This is a genomic window from bacterium (assembly GCA_018814885.1).
Taxonomy (GTDB): domain Bacteria; phylum Krumholzibacteriota; class Krumholzibacteriia; order LZORAL124-64-63; family LZORAL124-64-63; genus JAHIYU01.
Genome location: JAHIYU010000197.1, coordinates 1 through 3,091, shown reverse-complemented (window position 1 = coordinate 3,091; position 3,091 = coordinate 1). Strand labels below are relative to the sequence as shown.

2 protein-coding genes are annotated in these 3,091 nt (G+C 71.0%); one reads left to right on the top strand and one right to left on the bottom strand.

All coding sequences use genetic code 11. The features are described from left to right. A partial coding sequence (locus tag KJ554_15090) for a hypothetical protein (protein MBU0743656.1) occupies positions 1-1,048 on the top strand: 1,048 nt, incomplete at its 5' end. Positions 1,049-1,106: 58 nt separating this feature from the next. On the opposite strand, the gene KJ554_15085 is transcribed toward KJ554_15090, so the two are convergent. Next, positions 1,107-2,888: a LysM peptidoglycan-binding domain-containing protein gene (locus tag KJ554_15085; protein ID MBU0743655.1), complete on the bottom strand. Its 1,782-nt coding sequence runs from the start codon at positions 2,886-2,888 to the stop codon at positions 1,107-1,109. Positions 2,889-3,091: the final 203 nt, after the last annotated feature.

Below are 3,091 nucleotides of genomic sequence, written 5' to 3'. Positions count from 1 at the left end.
GGCCGCCGACCCGGCGACGGGCGCCAAGCTCGTCTTCTCGGGCGGGGATCTGCAGGCCTCGACGACCCGTCGTCACTTCGTGGCGGCGCCCGCCGGCGCCACGGCCATGCGCTGCCGGCTCGAGGTGAGCGGGGACGTCGGCGCGCGCGACGGCGCGGGCTGCTACCTGGAGATCTGCGATCCGGAGGGTGCCGTGCAGGGCGACTGGGCGGGTTACGCCCGTCCCGAGACGAGCCCCGTGGCCGACACGGTGATCACGGCGCCCGGACTGCGCCCCGGCATCTGGGAGATGAACGTGGTGGCGGCCATCGGCAACCTGGTGGATACGAACTACCGCCTGACCGTCTCCTTCGACGCCTACGACGTGCGCCCCGCCGAGGTGACGGCCCTCGCCCGCCGCGGCGCCGGCGAGCCCGCCGTCTCCACCCTGACGGTAACCCGGGCGTTCCCCGGCGTCTTCAAGGGAGAGGCCGTCGCCGAGATCGCCGGCTTCGGCCGCGAGCGCGAGATCGCGGTCGAACAGTCGGACGAGTGGTCCCATGCCTTCAAGCTGGACGCCGTGACGCCGCGGGCGCGCTTTCATCTGGCCCTGGACGAGGCGACGGCGAACCTCTTCACGGACTGCGCCGTCAATGTCCTCGACGCCGACGGGCACGCCGCGCGCGCCACGGGTTTCGATGGGCTCGTCTGCGACCTGGACATGTCCCTGCCCGCGGGCACCGCCGCGGCGTCGTACACCTTGAAGGTCATCGGCGGCTTCGCGCTGGGCGCGGACGCCGAGAGCTGGGGATTCGACCTGAGCGAGGAATACCTGCTGGCCGCCCCGGTCGCGGGCGAGGTGTCCCGCGCCGGTGGCGGCGATCTGCACCTGCACTGCGGCGTGCCGACCGAGCTGGAGGTGTCCTTCGGCGGGACCTGGCCCGCGCCCCCCGACAGCCTGCTGCCGATCGGCGCCGTCGAGTTCCGGGACCTGAATCTCGACGACCGCCGCCCCGGCGACCGCGCCGGGCGCCTGGTCCTGGCGGTGCCCATCAGGCTGGCGGAATGATCGATGCGGTGGCTGCAGGCGGGAGCCGTCCGGCGCGGGCGGCTCCCGCTGCATGTCGTCAGGACAGCGCGTCCAGCAGGGCCTTCACCACCTTCTGGGCGTCGCGCTGCCGCAACTGTTCGTAGCGCACAGCCCAGATGTGGTCGGCGAAGGCCAGGTTGCGCATCTCGACCAGCAGCTTGTAGCGGGCGGGATTGTTGCGCAGCACGCCGAGCGCGCGGCCCTTGGCGTGGGCGCCGGCGCCCATGGCCGGTATGAGCTTCCGGGCGAAGGACCGCGACAGCGTGTCCGTCTGGCGCGAGCTCTGGTAGTAGAAGAGTGTCACCGCGTCGCCCGTCGGACGGTCGTTGTCCGCGTGGAAGCTCAGGAAGACCTGGCGGTCCCCGGGCACGTCCCGCAGGGCGCGCTTGGCGATGTCCACCCGCGCGTCGAGGTACTTCTGTCCGCCTTTCGGCCAGGTGGACGGCTTGTCGCGGCGGTTCCAGTCGAGGCTGTTGAAGACCTCGTTGCGATCGTGGACGAAGGTCTGCGTCACAGGCGTGCTGCCGCGCAGCAGGTGGTTGGGGCTGAGCAGGGTGAGGGTCGCCTCGGCTCCGTGCAGCTTCAGCAGGGCGTAGACGCGCAGCGCGAGGTCGTAGACGATCTCGTCCTCGACGATGTGGAAGGGATCCCCCTGGGCGTCCGTGCCGGCCACGATGGCGCCCGGGTCGATGCCGCCGTGGCCCGGATCCAGGACGAAGTGCCAACCCTCCAGACGGCGGCTCAGCGGCGTCATGGACGCGATCGTCTCGTCGAAGCGATCCAGCAGCTGCCTGGCGTGGCGATAGCTGACCAGCGGCGAGATGCTGCTCTCCTCCCGGTAGGTCTTGCTGCGCTGGCGGTCCGCCCGGGGCTGCTCGAAGTAGTAGGGGCCGTTGCCCGCCTCCAGCCTGCGCACGCCGCTGACGCTGACGAACAGGTCGTCCCAGGCCACGGTCGACGGCACCGACGCCGTCCCGGTCGGCGCGCGCGATCCCAGCAGCGGTCTGACCTGCAGCGTCTGGCCGGGATGTATCAACGATCCCTCGATGCCGTTCAGGTTCCGCAGCTCGCGCAGGCCCATCTGGTGCAGGCGCGCGATCTCGGTGAGGTTGTCCCCCCGCCTGACGGTGTAGACGGCCGTCGCCGGCGTCTCGTCCCGCGCCAGGCGCAGTTCCTGTCCGGGATGGATGACGTCCGTGGCGAGCCCGTTGATCGCCATGAGATCGGCGACCGTCAGACCATAGGCCTGGGCGACCTCCCAGAGGGCGTCGCCCCGCTCGACCACGTGCACCGTCCGGGCGACCTCTCGCAAGCGCAGCTTCTGGCCCACGAAGATCCGGTCGTCGTCGAGGTCGTTGATGCGCCGGAGAGCTTGCACCGTCGTGCCGTAGCGCTGCGCGATCCGCGAGAGGTTGTCGCCTCTGCGCACCACGTGGACGGCCTCATCCCGGGGCGAGGTTCCCAGGCGGAGCTTCTGCCCGGGATGGATGCGGCTGCCGCGCAGGCCGTTCAGGCTGCGCAGCGTGGCCACGGTGATCCCGTGGCGCTCGGCGATCCGCGTCAGGTTGTCGCCGCGGCGCACGACGTACCACTCCTGGTCGCGGTCGGGTATCAGCAACCGCTGGCCGACGTCGATCCGGTCGCCGCGCAGGCCGTTCCGGTCCTTCAAGGCCTGGATCGTGACGCCGTACTCGTCGGCGATCGCCGTCAACGTCTCCCCGCGCGCGACCCGGTGCGTCCGTTCCCCCTGGGCGGCCGCCGGCGGGAGGTGGGAGCATATGGAAAGCAGACAGAGACTGATGATGATCTTCGCGCGCATGGGACGTCCGGGTGCTCCTGGTTCCTGGCGATGCGTCCCGCCGAGCGACGGGACCGTCATCCGTGACGGTACAGGTTTACTCCAACGCCCGGACTTCGTCCAGGATTCCCGCCAGGATGTCCATGTGCCGCCCCCGGTCGTGATGCCGCTCAGCGCGCGCGCGCGCGGCAACGCGTGCGGCGGGCGGCAGCTCGGTCAGATCG

Excerpts from the sequence above, each read along its gene's own strand:
- KJ554_15085 (MBU0743655.1), bottom strand. The coding sequence starts at position 2,888 with ATGCGCGCGAAGATCATCATCAGTCTCTGTCTGCTTTCCATATGCTCC.